The following is a 15,471-nucleotide window of genomic DNA, read 5'->3' as shown; positions in this document are numbered from 1 at the left end:
CGTGGCGGTGCCGCCACGGAGGCGTCGTAGCCGCCTGTGGTCGGTGTGCGGACGCCCGGTCGCCAGCGGCGGGCAGCCACGCGGCAGGCGGGCCCGTACGGTGTTCGGCAGGGGCGTGGAGGGGGAGTCACCCCAGCGTCCACCGCTGGCTACCGCTGCCGTTGCAGGTCGACAGCTGGACGAGGCTTCCGTCGGCGCCGGCCCCTCCTGTCACGTCCAGGCACAGGCCGGACTGGACGCCGGTGATCGTGCCGTCCGCGTTGAGCGTCCACTGCTGGTTGGTCTGGCCGTTGCAGGTCCAGATCTCCACCTTCGTCCCCGGTGTGGTGCGGTTGTCGTAGGCGTCCAGACACCTCTGGCTGCTGCCGGAGTAGACGGTGAGCTGGTCGGAGACGGAATGCGTCCAGGTCTGGTTGGCGCTGCCGTTGCAGCTCCAGATCTCCACCTGGGTGCCGGCGGTGGTGGTCGAGTTCGGGACGTCCAGGCACTTGCCCGACCCCACCCCGTGCAGCGCACCGGTCACAGTGGTGCCGCCGCCGCTGCTCGTGCCGCCCACGACCCGGTACATCACCGTGCCGTGCGCGGGCACCGAGGCGCTGATCGTGCCCGAGGTCGTCGAGGACGCCCCCGACCACAAGTCGGTCAGGGTGTAGGAGGAGGCCCCGGTCTTGCCGATCGCGGCCGCGCTGGTGGTGATGGTCGCCGTCGAGCCCGTCTCGTTGAACAGCGCCACCGACACGTCCCCGTTCGCCAGCGGCTTGGCCAGGACGTCCAGGCCGCCCGAGGAGGAGACCATGACGCCCTGCCTGCCCAGCGGGTCCTGGTCGACCGCGATCACGCGGGAGTTGGTCAGCGTGGCCAGGGTGTCCCTGCCGGCCGAGGGGATGTCGGTGCCGGCGATCAGCGGCGCGGCCATCTCCGCCCACAGACTGAATTCGCTACGGCTCTCGGTGGCCGTCAGCGAGCCGTTGCCGACCTCCAGCATGTCGGGGTCGTTCCAGTGGCCGGGGCCGGCGTAGGAGGCGAGCCCCACGTTGCTGTGGAAGATCGAGAGCATGCTGGAGAAGCTCGCGTTGATGTCCCCGGTGGTGCGCCAGCTGTTGCCCACGTCCGCGCCCCAGGTCCACACGTTCTCCTGGCCCCAGTTGCACAGACTGAACAGAATGGGCCGGCCGGTGGCCGCCAGGGCGTCGCGCATCGCGGTGTACCGGGTACGGGCGGGCGCCCCGGTGTTGTTGCAGTTGTCGTACTTCAGATAGTCCACGCCCCAGGAGGCGAACGTCTGGGCGTCCGTGGTCTCGTGGCCCAGACTGCCCGGATACCCGGCACAGGTCGCGGTGCCCGCGTCCTCGTAGATCCCCAGCTTGAGCCCCAGCGAGTGCACGTAGTCCGCGGTGCCCTTGATGCCGTCGGGGAACTTGGCCGGGTCCGGCACCAGACGGCCGCCGGAATCGCGGCTGTGGGTCATCCAGCAGTCGTCTATGTCGACGTACGAGTAGCCCGCCGCCTGCATGCCGTTGGTGTGCATCGCCTGCGCGGTGGACTTGATCAGCGACTCGGAGACGGCGCAGCCGTACGCGTTCCAGTCGTTGAAACCCATCTGCGGCGTCAACGCCAGCCCGTTGTCCAGCGCGGCCGCGGGCTGCGCCGTCTCCAGGGCGAGGAGGGGGGCGGCCACGGCGAGCAGTGCGACCGTGCACGCGAACGCCAGGATTCTACGCAAGGACGTCAGCGGCGTCAGCGGGAACGGCGTGCGCGGACGCCTGGCCCGCTCGGTGGTCAGGGACATGGTTCATCGCTCCTCGGGTCGAGTTCCGGAGGGCACGTGCACGGCAGTAGGGGCGGGCTCCTGCCGCATTGTTGCGAACATGACATGCACAGAGCGGAGCGACCCCGACGCGTTCGCAGTGTCGAACATGTGTCGGAGTATCGGGCAAGGTGGATAATAGGGAACCACTGAACGGCGTCAATACCTTCCACATGATTCGACGCGCATCTCGAAACATTCGCTCGGCGGCCCGTGAGGTCCGGCCCTCACTGCAGGACCTTCTCCCCCCGCGCCTCGGCGTCCTTGGCGTTCTTGACCGCGTCGTCGATGTCCTGCCGGCCCGGCTGGAGCTGCTGCCGCTCTCCGTCGCCGGTCACGAAGTCGCCGGGTCCGCAGGAGTTCGACCCGGCCCGCATCCGTGTGTACAGCAAGCCAATCGGCCTGCGATGCGGCCGGGGCGCCCGACGTGCGCGTCAGACATGGCGTGGACGACGCCAACACAGGTGGCTGGTGCGGCACACGTCGCACGGTTCCGCGCCTGCGGGCATGCGACCGTACCGCACGGCGGGGCCCCGGCCGGGGCCCCGCGCTCAGGCGGCGGTCACCTGACGAGACGGGCGTAGGCCCGCAGTTCCTCCACGAAGATCCGGGGCTGTTCGAAGGCGGCGAAGTGACCGCCCGCGGCGATGTCGTCGTTGAAGTAGACCAGGTCGTCGTAGGCCTTCTGCGCCCACACCTTCGGCGTGCGCACCAGCTCGCCGGGGAAGACGCTGACCCCGACCGGCAGGTCCAGGCGTGTCAGGTCGTGGTTGTCCCGGTAGAACTCCCAGTAGAGCCGCGCCGACGACGCGCCGGTGTTGGCGAGCCAGTACAGACTGATGTCGTCGAGCATGCGGTCGTAACCCAGGAGCGGCTCCGGACGGTGGTCGCTGTCCGTCCAGTCGATGAACTTCTCGAAGATCCAGGCGGCCTGCCCCACCGGGGAATCGGCCAGGGCGTAGCCGAGGGTCTGCGGGCGCGTGGCCTGCTCCTGGAAGTACCCCGAGTACTGCTGGGCGAAGACCTGCTGCTGGGCGATGGCCGCCTTCTCCTCCGGCGTGCCGTCCCCCAGGGCCGTGTTGGTCAGCATGAACTCCGGCAGGTTCAGGTGCACACCGAGCAGACCGGCCGGCCGCTGCTTGCCCATCTGGGTGGTGACGGCACCTCCCCAGTCACCGCCCTGGGCGATGTAGCGGCGGTACCCCAGACGCTCCATCAGGGTGATCCACGCGGACGCGATGCGCGCGGGGTCCCACCCCGCCTGCGCGGGACGGTCGGAGAAACCGTGCCCGGGCATGGAGGGGATGACGACGTGGAAGGCGTCCCGGGCGCTGCCGCCGTAGCGCGTCGGGTCGGTGAGCGGACCGATCGTGTCGAGGAACTCTACGAACGACCCCGGCCAGCCGTGGTTGAGGACCACCGGAAGGGCGTCGGGGTGCCTGGACGGAACGTGCAGGAAGTGGATGCCCAGCCCGTCGATCCGTGTCCGGTACTGGCCCGCCTTGTTCAGCCGGGACTCCAGGGCGCGCCAGTCGTACGTGGTGCGCCAGTGCTCGACCAGGCCGCGCAGCCGGCTGAGCGGGACGCCCTGGGAGACGTCGCCGACGGTCTCCCGTTCCGGCAGCCGGGCCGCCGCCAGCCGGCGGCGCAGGTCCACCAGCGCGCTCTGCGGAACATGGAGATCGAAACGGGTGATGTCCGGACCGGCCGGGGGCAGGGTGAGACCCGCCACCGACGCCGGCTGGGCGGCCGAGGCGCCGTGGGGCAGCCCGACCGACACGGCTGAAGCCGCCCCGACGACGGCGGCCGACCGCAGGAAACCACGGCGCGAGCTAGCCGGAAGCGACTCCTCGGCCGTCTCGGCGGTGGTCATGGGGTGGTGTGATCTGAACACGGTTGGTCCTCTGGGGGAGCGCGGTCCGGTGGGTCCGGCAGGTCCGCGGGTCTGGTGGGTGGAGTGGTCCGAGGGGACTGGCGGGATGGCTGGGCGGTAGGCAGAGCGGAGCCGGTGGATCGGCTGGTGCGGTGGGTGCCGTTGGTCCGGTGGGTGCCGTTTGTGTGGGGGCGGTGGATCGGCTGGTGCGGTGGGCGCGGTGGGTGTGGTGGGCGCACGAACCAAGAACCCCTTGGCCGGTGGGCATCCGTGGCGCGCGCGTCCGTGCTCCTCTGCCGTCGGGTTCCGGTCACGCGCGGCAGCGTGCCTGCGGCTCGCGCCCGTCCCCACGCCGGCGTCCGCGCTCCGCCCGGTCGAGCAGCGACACCCCGTCCACCACGAGCAGCGTGATCCTGTGAAGTTCGTCCGCGACGAGACTCGACCGGTCCATGTGGTGATTCAAGAAGAAAGTGGGTGACATGTCAACTGGAACCGCTCTCGCCGGGAATCGGACGCCACGCCAAAGCACACTCGCCCCGCGTTCCCGGCAGCCGTCGCCGCAGAGGTAGAAACCCCGTTCACCCGCCGCTGAATCGCGCCATGTTTCGCCTTCCCGCCCAGCATCTCGACGGCGGACCAGCGCGGTCCTCGCGGGAGGCCGAGCACGGTCGCGCTCCCGCCTGGCTGAGATTAGCCCCTGCTCCACTCGCCATTCGGTTGACGCGTCACTCAAACTGGCTAGGCTGGGCCCGTTCACACCGAGGCCGGTCGGCGCCGCCTGTCCCCGCACGGACCCTGCACGGACGCCTGCACGGGCGGCCACGCGGAGCAGCCGACGACCACGCCGCACCCCTCCCCCACCGCAAGGTGAGCCGGATGCGTGCGACCGGGTGCCCGACGCCCTGCCCCGGCCCACTCAGCACAGAGGAGATCCGATGTCGTCCGACAACGAGAAGTCCATCCGGAACGCCTACCAGGTGGCCGAGGTCCAGGACATCCCCGGGTGGATCGACTGCTTCACCGAGAACGGCACGTTCACCGACCAGTCGATCGGTGTCACCTACCGCGGCCAGGACGTCGGCCAACCGGTGGTGAACTACGCCGCGGCCTTCCCCGACATGCACCGCGAGCTCTACGACGTCTACGTGCAGGGCGACTTGGTGGTGGTGGAGCTGTCCCTGAACGGGACGCACCGGGGACCGCTGAACACCCCCATGGGCGTCATCGCCCCCACGGGCCAGACCATCCAGGTGCCGTGCTGCGACGTGTTCAGGCTGCGTGAGGGCAAGATCGAGTCCTTCAACTGCTACCCGTCCGGCACCGTCCTGTTCGGCCAGCTGGGCGTGCTGAACAACCTGGAGGCCGCCGTCTCCCGCTGACGCGTCGCCCCTACCCGTCACCGCTCGTCCCCCTCGGCGCGGCCGGCCACGCCGAGGGGGCAAGGCCGCTGCGCGGCGCAGCCGTGGACCAGCCGCGCCCGCGCTGCCGGAGCGCGCTCCGGCAGCGGCCCCCTGGCAGGAGCACCACGGATCGGGACGGATGCGCCACCTTCCGCATCCGTCCCGATCCGTGGTGTCCCTGCCCTGATGCAAGGGGCGGTCGGAAAGGCACGTCAGGCTCGGTGACGTCCCACCGTCGACAAGGAGAACGACCATGGCCGGAAACCCCCGCGACATCGCTTTGGAGCCCGCCGCGCAGGCGTCCGCCCCGCGGGATCGGCCGGGACGACGCGAGAAGTTCCTCCACCGGACCGGCGACACCGGCCGGCCGCAGGGCGTCCTGTCCCACCGAATGCCGGCCGGCGGCCACTTCGCGGCCTCCGAGCAGCCCCTGTTCACGCAGGAGGTCAGGAATGCGTTCGCGAGCCGCGTCAGCGCGGTGCCGTGCGATGCGGCAAGGGGGCGGTGGCGGCACGGGGTCATACCCGCCACCGCTTCGGCGCGTCCGCCCGCACGACCGTCCCGCCGCGAGGCGGCACGTCGTCCGAATGCCGCCGGCTCGCGTGACTCCCGCTCGGTGAACGGACGTTGACCGCACCGGCGCTGTGGCAGAGTCCTCCTCATGCGGACACCCAGACCGAGATACGTTGCTGCGAGCCTTCTCCTGGGCACTGCCCTGACCCTGACCGCCTGCGGCAAGGAGCACACAGGACCGACGGCGGCCGGCCCCGCCCCGAGCCTCAGCGGCACCGTCTCCACCCCTCACAGTCCCTCCCCCGCCGGTCCGGCACAGGGCAACGTGGAGCCCGGCTCCCACGACGGAGCCCCGCACTACCACGAGAACAACGGCTTCAAGGTCCCCAAAGAGATGTCCCCCGCCAGTGAGGAGGCCGCCCGCGCGGAAGCTGCCCGCATCGAGCCCGTCCTCAAACGGCTCTGGACGGCCAGGACTTGGGACGCCGAGAGTGTGCGCACGGCGCTGCTCAAGCTCGGCTACCGGAACGGGGGTCCGGACAGCGACCGGGGGCGCGGAACGCTCTTCGTGCAGGCCCACGACCCCGACAGCAACCCGGGTACCACCATCGCCCTCAACGTCCGTCACGACGCCTGTGTCACCGCGTTCGTGCAGTCAACCAACTACCAAGTCACGGTCAACGGCCGGTTCCTGGAAACCGGCTGCTTCGAGCCGCGCGGCGGCCACTGAGCGCCGGGGTCTCTGGGCGCATCAGCTGTGCGCAGACGCGGCGTCGGGCGTGCGGGCCGCCTTTCACCTCGCTGGTCACGGCCGGCGGCAGATGCAGCCGCCGATCTCACTGGACACCACGTACAGCTCTGATCGCCGATCGAGAGCCGGAAGGTCGCCGGAGCACCTCAGACGGTTGCACAGCGTCGGGAAGGCACACGCGGCGGACGCGACGCCGAGGCCGTCAGCCTGCGGCAGCGAGACCGCGGCCCAGCTGAATTCGACAGCAGGCGGAGACCGGTGCCCGCCTATGGCCGGCGGTCGGGCGCCGCGACCGCCTTCCCCGGCGGGCGGACCGAACGCTGCCGCATGCCCCGCCCCGGTGGTTCGCGGGCCGGTGTCGCCCGTCCGGACGGCACCGGGATGCAGTACCCGCACACTTCCGTACGGTCGTTTGCAGGGCTGGAACACCCCCCGACCTGCCCATGAGGAGGCGCGCCATGCGTCGCATCAGCTCGACACTCACCATGTTCGCGGCCGCCGGAATGCTCGTACTCACCGTTCCCGGATCAGCGTTCGCCACGAACGGATACCTCCGCATCGACGGAGTCGTCCACAACCACCCGCTCGGCTGCTACGAGGTCGCCCAGCTCTCCACCGTACTCAACTTCACGGACGTTCCCGTCCGCGTCCACAACGTTCCGGGGTGCCAAGGCAACGTCATCGACATCATCCCCCCGGGGCTGGCGACGCAGGTGCCCGGGACGCACAGCATTCTCGTCGAAGACCCGTTCAGCCCCTGAGGCCCTCACCTGTTCAAGCACTCAGCACGCGTGTCACCAACGTCCCGGCACAGCACACCTGGGCCACTACGGCTTCACCGCCTCGACCCCGGCCGCCGGTGCCCTGCGGTGGTGGAGCGGACCGACGCACGAGTCCTCACGGGCGGACCGTGAGGCCGTCCAGGGTGAGGTCGAGCAGGCGCTCCGCTTGCTGTCGGTGTTCAGCACCCGCTGAGGTGAGGGCGATGCCTTCCAGGGCAGCGCCGATGTCGGTGGGCCGGATATCGGTGCGGATCACCCCGGCGGCCGTGCAGGCGTCCATGAGCGAGGTGATGGCGGCCTGGATCATTTCCCGGCTGTGGCCATAAGGATTGCTCCCCGTCGCGGCGATGGCGCGCAGGGCGTCGATCATGCCGTACTTGGCGGTGACGTAGTCCAGGAAGAGGCGTGTCCACGCGCGCAGGGCCTCTGCCGGCGGCTGCTGCGTGAGCAGAGCGGGGGCGGCATCGCACAGCTGGGCCACCTCGTTGCGGTAGACCGCCTCGACCAGGGCCTCCCGGGTGGGGAAGTTGCGGTACAGGGTCGCACTGCCCACGCCCGCCTCCTTGGCGATGCGTTCCAGGTGCGCGTCCAGCCCCTCCGTCGTGAAGACGCGTACAGCGGCCGCAAGGATCTTCTCCCTGTTCCGTCGTGCGTCAGCTCGCAGCGGCCGCAGCGTGCCGTCGGTCATCAGTACTCGCCATCCCTTCTTCGAAGCGCTCTCGAACCTGCGAACTTGCTAACCGGATACGCCCCCACTTAACGTGGACCAACTGGGGGCACCTCCGGTTTCACTGTAGGTCACCGCACCGACCTGCGCGCACCCCGAGGAAGGAAGCCGATCATGTCGGGCATCCAGGGCAAAGTCATCGCGATCACAGGTGCCAGCAGCGGCATCGGAGAGGCAACCGCGCTCCACCTCGCCGAGAAGGGCGCCCGACTCGTACTCGGAGCCCGGCGCGAGGACCGGCTGAACGCCGTCGTGGACGGCATCACGGCGAAGGGCGGCACCGCCACTGGCGTCATCGTCGACGTCACGCGCCGCGAAGACCTCCAGCGCCTGACGGACACGGCCCTCAACCAGTACGGTCGACTCGACGTCCTCGTCTCCAACGCGGGCACGATGGCCGTCTCACCGTTCGACGACCTGCGCCAGGACGACTGGGACGCCATGGTCTCCACCCACATCACCGGCCTGCTCAACGGCATCGGCGCGGCTCTGCCCCTCTTCCGCCGGCAGCGCTTCGGCCATTTCGTGAACGTCGGCTCCACTGCGGCCTACGTCGTCAAATCCCCCCAGGCGGTGTACGCGGCCACCAAAACGGCGGTGAAGGTGCTTACCGAGGGCCTACGCCAGGAGTCGGGACCCGACCTGCGCGTCACCCTCGTCTCACCCGGCTTCACCCATACCGAAGGCATCGGCAAGGGAGCCAGCCCTGAAGTCGCGGCCGCGATGACCCGGCAGCGGGACGAGATCGCCATGCCGCCCTCGGCGATCGCCTCCGCGATCGGCTACGCCATCGGACAACCCGACGGCATCGACGTCAGCGAGATCGTCGTCCGCCCCACCGTGCAAGCCTGACAGAGGTGAGCCGGACTGCCCGACACCGCCCCCCTGTCGGCAAGCGCTCCTTTGGCGACAGGTCGCCGACACGTCCAACGAGACCGTGCGATAGGTGAGTTCGCGGCGACGCGCATCCCATCGGATCCGATGACGATCGCCGACAGCGCTGGGTGACAGACCGGGATCGAGGACCCGGTCGCCTTCGAGGAGGACCCGGGACCTCCCCGGAATACGCCGGAGACCTGCCTTCTGCCGGCGGCAGAACACCGGCCCGACCGGGCTCTGTGATCACTACAGTCCAGGCTCATGACGACGGTCACAACACGCACGATCGAATACGCGGCCGACGGCCTGACGATGATCGGGCATCTCGCGCTCCCGGCCGGTGCCGACCGCCGGCCCGCGGTCTTGGTCGGGCCCGAGGGGATGGGGCTCAGCGACGTCGAGCGCCGCCGGGCCGATGCGCTCGCCGAGCTGGGATACGTGGCCCTGGCCTTCGACCTCCATGGCGGGCGCTATCTGAGCGACCCCGAGGAGATGTTGGCCCGCTGCATGCCGCTGCTCGCCGACCCCGACCGGATGCGAGGCATCGGCCACGCGGCGCTCGACGTGCTCCGCGCCGAGCCGCGGACCGACCAGGACCGGATCGCCGCCGTCGGCTACGGCACCGGGGGCGCCATCGCGCTGGAACTCGGCCGCGACGGAGTCGACCTGCGCGCGATCGCGACAGTCAACGGACTGACCACGGGCCGGCCAGGCGAGACGGCCCGCATCCACTGCCCGGTGTGGGCCGGGGTCGGGTCGGAAGACCCGATCATGGCGCCCGCGCAACGGGACGCTTTCACTGCCGAGATGCAGGCTGCGGGAGCTGACTGGCGCCTCGTGGTCTACGGCGGCGCCTTGCACGCCTTCCATCACCCACCGGTCGACCACATCGTGCTTCCTGGGGTCGGTTTTCACCCTCAGCACGCGCAGCGAGCCTGGCGGGACGTCGTCGACCTGCTCGCCGAGTGCCTGCCCGTAACGGAGTGACGCCCGAGGACACCGACCCCCTCACCGCGCTCCCGGACATCGGTGCCGTCCGGCCCTGCCTGGGTGACCGGAGGTCGTGCGGGGCGTACCACGGGTCGGATGCGATCCCCGCCGGCCTGATGGGACAGTGCGTGCAGCTCGCCTGAACGGCGAGTTGGTCCTGCGGGAAGCCGAACGCCCGTGGAATCGGAGCGGCTCCGGCGAGGCGCCCTGGAGGAACTGCTCCAGCGGCGTGGGCTGACGGCACCATGGGTGCTGCGCCCGTCGACCGCCGATGCGGACACCGAGTGTCCAGGATCAGGGGTGAAGACCCGTGCCCGCTGGGGAGACGGTCCGTTCCGCTTCGACGGCTGGTGGCGCTGAGGCGTGGGCGAGTTCGCGTTCGAGGTCGTCCAGGGCGCGGCGGGCTGTGACGATGCGGTCGTGCAGGGTCTGCTGCGTGGCCGGGGTGGGCGCCGGGCGGGGGGCTGGTGCCGCGTGGTTGCGTTCCATGTCGCGGGCTTCATCGAGGGAGGACAGGACGACGCCGATGAGGACATTGACGAGGACGAAGGAGGCGAGCAGGACGTAGGACGCGTAATAGACGAGGCTCAGGCGGGAGATTTCGAGGCCTGCGTGGACGGCGTCGCCGATCCCGTCGAGGGTCATGAGCAGGAAGAGGGTGAGGGCGGCGCGGCCGACGGAGCCGTAGTGCTGCGGGTCGTGGCGAGCGAAGAAGACCCAGCCGACCATCGCGTAGACGTACAGCAGCAGGGCGCCGACGAGGAGGAAGCTGAGGGTGCCGGGCAGACTGCGGGCGACGGCGACGAGGATGACGCGCAGTTGCGGCAGGAACCGGGCGGTGCGCAGGACGCGGGCCAGCCGCAGCAGCCGCAGGACGGTGGTGTTCTCCCGGACGAGGGGCAGGAAGGTGCTCAGTACGACGGCGAGGTCGAAGAGGTTCCACGGGTCGCGGAAGAAGCCTTGGGGACGGTCGGCGTGGGCGCCCAGACGCAGCAGGATCTCCACGGTGAAGGCGGCCACGCACGCGTGTTCGGCCAGGCTCAGCCGGCCGTGCCAGTCGGTGACCACCCCGGTGTAGGTCTCCGCGCCCAGCAGCGCGGCGTTGGCGAGGATCAGGCAGAAGACGGTGACCGCGAACCATCGGGCTTCGGTGATGGCGCGGCACCATCGTGCCGTCGAGACCCGCGCCGTGGCGGGCCGGACCATGGGGGCGCTGTCCGTCATCCTGCTGTGTTCCTTTGCGCAGCACGCTGTTCCCGGCCAACCGGGCCGGAAGGCGGGCTTGTTGAGTGATCATGCTCTACGCCAGACTTCTACAGCAATGTAGACATCGGCGGGGCGCCGGTGCCGGTTGCCCGGCCGCCGTCCGCGGAGAGGTCGCGGATCCGATGCCCGGCCTGGGCAGAGCCCGCTGGGGCGCCGCCTTCCGGACCGGCGGACGGCAGCGTCGTGCAGGGAGGCGAGCGGCCCCGCGGGCCTGACCGTGTGCGGCTTCACCGGCGGACTGGAGGTTCGCTCAGGTCAGTTGCGGGAGTTGCCGAACAGGAGACGGTAGGCGATCAGCAGGACGAGGGCGCCGCCGATGGCCGAGCCCCAGGTGGCGAGGTCGAAGAACTCCCGCTGGATGGGGCGGTCGAGGAAGGTCGCCGACAGCCAGCCGCCCAGGAATGCGCCGGCGACGCCGATGACGGTGGTGCCGATGCATCCGCCGGGGTCACGTCCGGGCAGGACGGCCTTGGCGATCGCCCCGGCGAGAAGACCCAGAACCAGCCACGCGATGACACCCATGTCTCTCCTTTCACCGGCCCCTGGGCAGGGAGCCGAAGTGTTTCGCGGAACAGCGTAGCTTCTACAAGCCTGTAGAAGACGCCCGGTGGCCGGATCCTGACGGACGATCCCAGGGAGTGTCCGGTACCCGACGCCTCCGCGATCCGCGAGCGCGTGGCGTGGTGACTGGCAGAAGCGCGTCCACCGGCCCGGCGCCGGGCCGGGTTCCCGGCGCGGCGGCTTCGGCAACCGCGCCGGGCCCTTGCGTGACATCACGGCCGAGCGCGGGGCAGTTGTCCCGGAGAAGGCGTCCCGGGAACGTCACCGGAACGCGGACATCAAAGACGTTTCGAGCGAACGAGAGGACGACCGAGCATGATCAGCACGGAACACGCCACTCCACCCGCCGTGGAGCAGTCGGTGCTGGAGGACCTGCGCGCGCGCCTGCGTGGCTACCGCCGAGTCGACGTCCCCGCCGGGTTCGGATGGGCGCGCGGTGTCGACGGCGACCGCCTCGCGGACCTGATCTCCCATTGGGCCCGCTCCTACGACTGGCGCGAGCATGAGGCACGGATCCGTGCCCTGCCCTGGGTCCTGGCCGGCCTGGCCGAGACACCGGTGCGGGCGGTCCATCTGCGAGCGGCGCGCACCGACGCGGTGGCGGTGGTGCTCCTCCACGGCTGGCCCGACTCCGTCCTGCGGTTCGAGAAGGTCTGGCCCCTGCTGTCCGACCTCCACGTGATCGTCCCGGCCCTGCCGGGCTTCCCGTTCGCCGCGCCCGTCGCCTCCCGAGGCATGTCGTCCCGGGCCATGGCCGAAGCGATCGCGAACGCGATGGCCGAGCTCGGCTACGAACGGTACGTCGTGTCCGCCGGCGATGTGGGCTGCGACGTCGCGGAGGCGCTGGCCGCCGCTCACCCCGACCGTGTGGCCGCCCTGCACCTGACCGATGTGTCGCAGTACCGCTTCCTGGTGGACCCGCCGCACGACCTGTCCGACGCGGAGCGGGCGTACGTGCGGCGCGGTCGTCAGTGGCAGGCCACCGAGGGCGGCTACATGCACGAACAGGCCACCAAGCCGCACACGTTGGCTGTGGCGCTCGGTGACTCGCCCGCGGGCCTGGCGGCGTGGATCCTGGAGAAACTGCGAGCGTGGACCGACTGCGGCGGTGATGTGGAAACGGTGTTCCACCGGGACGAGTTGCTCACGTGGATCACCGCGTACTGGGTCAGCGGCGCCATCGGCACCTCCTTCACCCCCTACGCCGAGAGCGCGGCGAAACCGGCCGGACGCATCGACGTCCCCACGGCGTTCACGATCTTCCCGAAGGACCTCGTCAACGCGCCCCGCGAGTTCGCGGCACGCTTCTTCGACGTCCGCTCCTGGACCGAGGAACCCGCCGGCGGCCACTTCGCGGCCTGGGAGCGCCCGGCGGAGTACGCCACCGGCGTCCGCACGGCAGTCGAACTGGCGAGGCGGAGGTTCGTAGCCCCCTGATCGTCAGGGCCTCCGTGCCGGCCGCACCCGCAAGCCGACCGCCGGTCACCGGTCGGAAAGGTCAGCGGCCGGCGTGGGGGGCGGCTCATCGACCTGTCCGCCGCGACGCGGGCCGTACATCGTGCGGCCCCCGACGAGCCGGCGTCCGGTGACCAGTTCCGGCTCGATACGTACGAAGACCTCATCGGGCGTGGGAGCCCACGGGAGCGGACCGATCTGCTCCAGGCATGCCGCCGGATCGCCCGCAGAGGAACGGACAGTTCCCAGCGGCTGGGCCGCCCCACCGTTGGGCCGTGGAACGGACCGTCTCCCGGCTGGCCGGCTGCTGCCGGCCTCACCCTCTGACGTCCCGTTGCAACAGTCACCCATTGAGACGACTCGTGAGCCGCGACACCGCAGTCCGGTGAAACCGCTACGCGGGCGGACTGTCCGCGGCCGGGGACGGAACCGCTTCCGTCGCGGGCGCCGGGACATGCCCGGCGGCGGCCATCCGTTCCTTCCGCCATGGCAGGAGCAGCGCGCTCGCCATGCACAGCAGGCCGGCGATGAGCAGGGCGCCCCGTGCCCCCGCCGCGGCGGCGATGAGGCCACCGGTGATCATGAAGGCGGCCTGGCATGTCTTCGAGCCGACGGACCAGGAGGTGCCGACGCGGGACATGAACGCGTCCGGTGTGGCCGCCATGCGATACGTGGTGAACGACGGGTTGAAGACCCCGGCGCAGAAGAGCAGGCCGAAGTCGGCGGCCACGATGACGCACACGCCGAGGGCGCCCGAGGGCGTCAGCGGCAACAGGATCGTCCACAGTGTGCGTGCGACACCGGACAGCAGCAGGACGCGACGCTGTCCGAATCGCCGGGTGAGCAGCGGGGTCAGGCGTGAGCCCAGCACGCCGCCCACGCACGGCAGCCCCAGGGCGAGTCCGTACTGCCACGGCGCCAGGCCCAGATCGTCCAGCATGAGGACGGCCATCAGCGGCGAGGACATCATGATGGATCCGCCGAAGAGGAGCGCGTTGAAGAAGAGCGGTCGCAGTCCTGGGTGCCGCAGGAGGAATTGCCATCCGGCAGCGATGTCGCGGCCCAGGTGAGAGGTGGCCGCGCGGTGCGGTGGCGCGGGTTCGGGCTGCCGGATGCGGGCGACGCCCAGGGCCGAGCCGAGGAAGGACAAGGCGTCGACCACCACTGTGGCGGCCGTACCCAGGGCTCCGATCAGAAGCCCGCCGACGGGCGGGCCGGCGCTGACGCTGATCCAGTTGGTCGTCTCGAACAGGCTGTTGGCACGAAGACGGTGCTCGGGCGAGACAAGTGCCTTCAGGTGCGCCCCGCTCGCCGCGTCGAACGCGACGGACGCGGCCGTCTGGAGTACGCCCACGGCACACAGCTGGGTGAAGGTGAGCCTGCCGAAAGCCATGGCGACCGGAATGCTCGCCAGCATCACGCAGCGGGCCACATCGGCGGTGATCATGACCGGCCGCTTGTACTGGTGCTCGATACGCACACCGAGCGGCAGAGCGATCACCGCGCTGGCCACCGCGGACAACGCGGCGAGCACAGAGACCTGGAACGCGGAGGAATCCAGCACCAGGAGAGCGATCAGCGGCAACGCCCCCATGCCGACGGCACTGCCCGCTGCGCTGACCGCGTAGGCGCCCCACAACCACCGGAAGTCCTGCCCGAGCGCGCTCCGCCGTACCAACCGAACCTCCCGAGGTGTGAAGGCGCTCAGCGTAGTGACTCTGGCCGTCCACTACTGCGTGATCAGGCCATCACCTCACCCACCTCAGAGGTGAGGTCAGAAACGGGTACTCAGCTTGATCTTTGCCTAAGAAGCTATCTCAATTGGTGACGGCTGCCCGCGAGAGTCGGGCTGCCGGACCCGGGCGCAAGGCTTGACCGTGATGTGAGACTTGCGCCATGGACATGGGGCGTGAGTCGCGGTGGGAAAAGGACGCAATGACGGTGGAGATCGTTTTTGCCTTCGTGACTGCCGCCGTACTGGCTGGGGTGATCTTCGGCGTCACGCTGGCTCTCGTTCTGGCCCTTGGCATCTCTGGTGCCACGGGAAAGGGCGTACTGGCGGGGGGCGCGCTGCTCGGAGCGATGGCCGGAGTGTGGCGTCTGGTACGGGTGCTGCTTCGGTTCGACGAGCAGCGCCGAATGGGCCGCTGACTACGGTCCTTCTCCTTGAGGTCGGTAGCCTCCCGGCGTGGGGATCGTTGAGCGGTTGGTGCCGGACGACTTGTGGGAGCTGTTCCAGCGGGTGGTGCCGGAGGCGCCGTCGCGGCCTAGGGAGGCGGCGGTGCCCGGGCGAGCGCGTCGCCGGGCATCCACCGCGATTACGGACCCGGCGAGTCCTCGCCCCAGGGCACAGCCCACGCATATGGTGACTAAGACGGTGTCCTATGTGGTGAGGTGGACGAGTCTCTTGTAGCAGCACAGGGCGGCGGCGAGGCCGAGAAAGGCCAGGTAGTTCCGGGGATTGCGT

At 70.1% G+C, this 15,471-nt stretch carries 15 protein-coding genes and 1 pseudogene; 7 read left to right on the top strand and 9 right to left on the bottom strand.

Annotated features, from left to right (window positions below):
- Positions 1 to 127: 127 nt before the first annotated feature.
- The 4 genes from ACZ5DC_RS24970 to ACZ5DC_RS24955 form a co-directional block, all read right to left on the bottom strand.
- Positions 128 to 1,789, bottom strand: a complete 1,662-nt coding sequence (locus ACZ5DC_RS24970) for a glycoside hydrolase family 27 protein (protein ID WP_468656149.1) — start codon at positions 1,787 to 1,789, stop codon at positions 128 to 130.
- Positions 1,790 to 2,034: 245 nt separating this feature from the next.
- Positions 2,035 to 2,199, bottom strand: coding sequence for a hypothetical protein (locus tag ACZ5DC_RS24965; RefSeq protein WP_468656147.1), 165 nt, complete (start codon positions 2,197 to 2,199; stop codon positions 2,035 to 2,037).
- A gap of 170 nt (positions 2,200 to 2,369) precedes the next feature.
- A complete protein-coding gene (locus tag ACZ5DC_RS24960) occupies positions 2,370 to 3,587 on the bottom strand; it encodes an epoxide hydrolase family protein (RefSeq protein WP_468656689.1) in 1,218 nt (405 codons plus the stop codon).
- Between the two features lie 403 nt (positions 3,588 to 3,990).
- Positions 3,991 to 4,131 carry a hypothetical protein gene (locus tag ACZ5DC_RS24955; protein WP_468656145.1) on the bottom strand — a complete coding sequence of 47 codons (141 nt, stop codon included), beginning with the start codon at positions 4,129 to 4,131 and terminating at the stop codon, positions 3,991 to 3,993.
- Between the two features lie 484 nt (positions 4,132 to 4,615).
- Here ACZ5DC_RS24955 and ACZ5DC_RS24950 point away from each other — a divergent pair, with 484 nt between their 5' ends.
- The 3 genes from ACZ5DC_RS24950 to ACZ5DC_RS24940 all read left to right on the top strand — a co-directional run bounded on the left by ACZ5DC_RS24950 (position 4,616) and on the right by ACZ5DC_RS24940 (position 7,105).
- Positions 4,616 to 5,059: a nuclear transport factor 2 family protein gene (locus ACZ5DC_RS24950; RefSeq protein ID WP_468656142.1), complete on the top strand. Its 444-nt coding sequence runs from the start codon at positions 4,616 to 4,618 to the stop codon at positions 5,057 to 5,059.
- 682 nt (positions 5,060 to 5,741) lie between these two features.
- Positions 5,742 to 6,323, top strand: a complete 582-nt coding sequence (locus ACZ5DC_RS24945; RefSeq protein ID WP_468656140.1) for a hypothetical protein — start codon at positions 5,742 to 5,744, stop codon at positions 6,321 to 6,323.
- Between the two features lie 479 nt (positions 6,324 to 6,802).
- Positions 6,803 to 7,105, top strand: coding sequence for a hypothetical protein (locus ACZ5DC_RS24940; protein WP_468656138.1), 303 nt, complete (start codon positions 6,803 to 6,805; stop codon positions 7,103 to 7,105).
- Positions 7,106 to 7,241: 136 nt separating this feature from the next.
- On the opposite strand, the gene ACZ5DC_RS24935 is transcribed toward ACZ5DC_RS24940, so the two are convergent.
- On the bottom strand, positions 7,242 to 7,814 hold the full coding sequence (locus tag ACZ5DC_RS24935; RefSeq protein ID WP_468656136.1) for a TetR/AcrR family transcriptional regulator: 573 nt from the start codon (positions 7,812 to 7,814) through the stop codon (positions 7,242 to 7,244).
- A 153-nt stretch (positions 7,815 to 7,967) separates the two neighbouring features.
- Here ACZ5DC_RS24935 and ACZ5DC_RS24930 point away from each other — a divergent pair, with 153 nt between their 5' ends.
- Positions 7,968 to 8,705, top strand: a complete 738-nt coding sequence (locus ACZ5DC_RS24930) for an SDR family oxidoreductase (protein WP_468656134.1) — start codon at positions 7,968 to 7,970, stop codon at positions 8,703 to 8,705.
- Positions 8,706 to 8,993: 288 nt separating this feature from the next.
- Positions 8,994 to 9,719 carry a dienelactone hydrolase family protein gene (locus ACZ5DC_RS24925; RefSeq protein ID WP_468656132.1) on the top strand — a complete coding sequence of 242 codons (726 nt, stop codon included), beginning with the start codon at positions 8,994 to 8,996 and terminating at the stop codon, positions 9,717 to 9,719.
- Positions 9,720 to 10,016: 297 nt separating this feature from the next.
- On the opposite strand, the gene ACZ5DC_RS24920 is transcribed toward ACZ5DC_RS24925, so the two are convergent.
- Complete coding sequence (locus ACZ5DC_RS24920; RefSeq protein WP_468656129.1) at positions 10,017 to 10,946, bottom strand: ion transporter; 930 nt, start codon at positions 10,944 to 10,946, stop codon at positions 10,017 to 10,019.
- Positions 10,947 to 11,243: 297 nt separating this feature from the next.
- The gene (locus ACZ5DC_RS24915) at positions 11,244 to 11,510 is read right to left on the bottom strand and encodes a GlsB/YeaQ/YmgE family stress response membrane protein (RefSeq protein WP_366752113.1); all 267 of its coding nucleotides are present in this window, start codon (positions 11,508 to 11,510) and stop codon (positions 11,244 to 11,246) included.
- Between the two features lie 354 nt (positions 11,511 to 11,864).
- On the opposite strand from ACZ5DC_RS24915, the gene ACZ5DC_RS24910 reads away from it, so the two are divergent.
- A complete protein-coding gene (locus ACZ5DC_RS24910) occupies positions 11,865 to 12,986 on the top strand; it encodes an epoxide hydrolase family protein (RefSeq protein WP_468656126.1) in 1,122 nt (373 codons plus the stop codon).
- 45 nt (positions 12,987 to 13,031) lie between these two features.
- On the opposite strand, the pseudogene ACZ5DC_RS24905 reads toward ACZ5DC_RS24910, so the two are convergent.
- Both ACZ5DC_RS24905 and ACZ5DC_RS24900 read right to left on the bottom strand, forming a co-directional pair.
- Positions 13,032 to 13,211 (bottom strand): annotated as a pseudogene (locus tag ACZ5DC_RS24905) (hypothetical protein); the annotation flags it as partial.
- A 187-nt stretch (positions 13,212 to 13,398) separates the two neighbouring features.
- Positions 13,399 to 14,682, bottom strand: coding sequence for an MFS transporter (locus tag ACZ5DC_RS24900; protein ID WP_468656124.1), 1,284 nt, complete (start codon positions 14,680 to 14,682; stop codon positions 13,399 to 13,401).
- A gap of 218 nt (positions 14,683 to 14,900) precedes the next feature.
- Between ACZ5DC_RS24900 and ACZ5DC_RS24895 the strand changes: the two genes are divergently transcribed.
- Entirely contained in the window at positions 14,901 to 15,155 is a 255-nt protein-coding gene (locus tag ACZ5DC_RS24895; RefSeq protein WP_468656122.1) for a DUF6332 family protein, read from the top strand.
- The last annotated feature ends 316 nt before the right edge of the window (positions 15,156 to 15,471 follow it).

This window comes from Streptomyces sp. NPDC031445 (assembly GCF_055581365.1).
The sequence above is the reverse complement of the archived record's forward strand: the minus strand, read 5'-3'. Positions and strand labels throughout refer to the sequence as shown.

Coding starts and splice junctions, on each gene's coding strand:
- ACZ5DC_RS24895 (WP_468656122.1), top strand. CDS start 14,901: ATGGACATGGGGCGTGAGTCGCGGTGGGAAAAGGACGCAATGACGGTG.
- ACZ5DC_RS24940 (WP_468656138.1), top strand. CDS start 6,803: ATGCGTCGCATCAGCTCGACACTCACCATGTTCGCGGCCGCCGGAATG.
- ACZ5DC_RS24920 (WP_468656129.1), bottom strand. CDS start 10,946: ATGACGGACAGCGCCCCCATGGTCCGGCCCGCCACGGCGCGGGTCTCG.
- ACZ5DC_RS24935 (WP_468656136.1), bottom strand. CDS start 7,814: ATGACCGACGGCACGCTGCGGCCGCTGCGAGCTGACGCACGACGGAAC.
- ACZ5DC_RS24925 (WP_468656132.1), top strand. CDS start 8,994: ATGACGACGGTCACAACACGCACGATCGAATACGCGGCCGACGGCCTG.
- ACZ5DC_RS24945 (WP_468656140.1), top strand. CDS start 5,742: ATGCGGACACCCAGACCGAGATACGTTGCTGCGAGCCTTCTCCTGGGC.
- ACZ5DC_RS24910 (WP_468656126.1), top strand. CDS start 11,865: ATGATCAGCACGGAACACGCCACTCCACCCGCCGTGGAGCAGTCGGTG.
- ACZ5DC_RS24930 (WP_468656134.1), top strand. CDS start 7,968: ATGTCGGGCATCCAGGGCAAAGTCATCGCGATCACAGGTGCCAGCAGC.
- ACZ5DC_RS24915 (WP_366752113.1), bottom strand. CDS start 11,510: ATGGGTGTCATCGCGTGGCTGGTTCTGGGTCTTCTCGCCGGGGCGATC.
- ACZ5DC_RS24950 (WP_468656142.1), top strand. CDS start 4,616: ATGTCGTCCGACAACGAGAAGTCCATCCGGAACGCCTACCAGGTGGCC.
- ACZ5DC_RS24970 (WP_468656149.1), bottom strand. CDS start 1,789: ATGTCCCTGACCACCGAGCGGGCCAGGCGTCCGCGCACGCCGTTCCCG.
- ACZ5DC_RS24955 (WP_468656145.1), bottom strand. CDS start 4,131: ATGGACCGGTCGAGTCTCGTCGCGGACGAACTTCACAGGATCACGCTG.